Below are 1,667 nucleotides of genomic sequence, written 5' to 3'. Positions count from 1 at the left end.
GCTTCATTCCCCGGACCCGTCGCATCGTCGGCTGGCATGACGGATACAGAGGTCGGAGAGAGCCGGAGAGAGCTACTTCACGTTTCCCATTCGGATCGTCTCGGATGGTTGCGATCACGACGGAGCGCTGTCCGTTCGGATGTCGCTGTTCGCTGATGACGTCGCGATCCTTTCGGGCTCTGCGAAGCGTCGAAGTCATGTCCTTGAACGGACCAATGACACTTGTCGAGCCGCCACTCCAAAGACGTCACTTCTTTGCGTTGAAAACGGGGCGGCGCTTGTCTTTGAAGGCGGCGACCGCATTTGCGTGATCGGGAGAGTGCGCCGATACCGTCTCATACGCGATGCCGGCATGCATGAGGGCGCTGGCGATCCGTTTCAGCTCGATGTTGACGACACTCTTTGTCCAACGGATCGCTTGAGTCGAACCGGCGGCGAGTCGATCGCAGAAGGCGTCGACCGTCTCGTCGATTTTGTCGGCGTCGACCGTGTGGTTCACCAGGCCCATGGCCGCAGCTCGCTCGGCGTCGATGAGATCGCCTGTCATCAAATATTCCTTGGCACGTGAGAAGCCAATCAGTTGCGGCCAGATCACAGCGCCGCCGTCGCCAGCGACCAATCCGATCGCCACGTGAGGGTCGCCGATCTTGGCGCTGGTCGACATGAACGAAACATCGCAGAGCAACGCCAAGGTGGCACCCAGACCGACGGCGTGGCCATTGATCTTGGCGATGATGGGTTTCTCGAGATCGAGGAGAGAGAAGACGATGCGCTTGGCGACGTCGGCTTCGTGGATAAACTGTTGCGGGTTGTCGACGATCGACTGCATGTGGACGATGTCGCCGCCGGCGGAAAATGCGCGTCCCGACCCCGTCAGTATGATGACATCGCTGTCTTCGTCGCCGGCCACGTCGATGAACACCTGACCAAGCTCATCATGCATCTGTTTTCCGACGGAGTTCAAGGAGTCGGGGTTATTGAGCGTGATTGTCAGGATGCGCCCGCGTCGGGAGAAGAGCATTGAACTGTATTTTTCTTGCCAGTTCGACGTCATGGGCTTTCCTCCGCTTGCCGATCTTGGGGGCAGGGCTCTGCGATCATTCGGGCCAAACAACCGATGCCGCATCTCGCAGCTGTCGGGAAGCCCCACCTAGGTCGGAAACAAGCAGGCGCGCCCGGTAGGTCCATCGATAGAGCGGGTGCTCCAGCGTCAACCCCATGGCACCCATGAACTGATGTAGATCATAGACAATTCTCGGCGTGTTATCCTGTAGGTACCCTACGGCGATCAGCGCGGATTCCATGTCGCCGACACCAGCCGCTCTTCGAGCAAGCCATCTGCCCGCCTCGATGGTGCTGGCACACATTGCCAGCCTGTGCTGGACGGCCTGGAACGAGCCGATCGGACGTCCGAACTGCCGGCGCATCGTCACGTGTTCGGTCACGCTGAACAATGCGCCGCGAAGCACGCCGCTCAACTCGCAGGCGATGGCCACCAACAGCAACCGCCGCACCAATTCTGCGTCCTCCAGTGGCTCGGAGCGGGAAAGGCATGCGGCGGGATCAGCAAGGCGTGCCATCGGGTAAGCAAAGAAGGGATCGAGCGGCACGGTGTCTTGCCGGTCCAACCGGAGTACTCTCGCCTCGCGCTCGTCGAGGATGATGAC

2 protein-coding genes are annotated in these 1,667 nt (G+C 60.2%); both read right to left on the bottom strand.

Features of this window, described 5'->3' with window-relative positions:
- Positions 1-247: 247 nt before the first annotated feature.
- Positions 248-1,021, bottom strand: coding sequence for an enoyl-CoA hydratase/isomerase family protein (locus AC1DT3_RS20320; RefSeq protein WP_477467017.1), 774 nt, complete (start codon positions 1,019-1,021; stop codon positions 248-250).
- Between the two features lie 76 nt (positions 1,022-1,097).
- Positions 1,098-1,667 (bottom strand): acyl-CoA dehydrogenase family protein (locus AC1DT3_RS20315; protein WP_477467016.1); only part of this gene is annotated, 570 nt, incomplete at its 5' end.

Source organism: Microvirga sp. P4_G7 (genome assembly GCF_056401005.1).
Note: the sequence above shows the minus strand (reverse complement) of the source record. Positions and strands in the feature narration are given on the sequence as shown.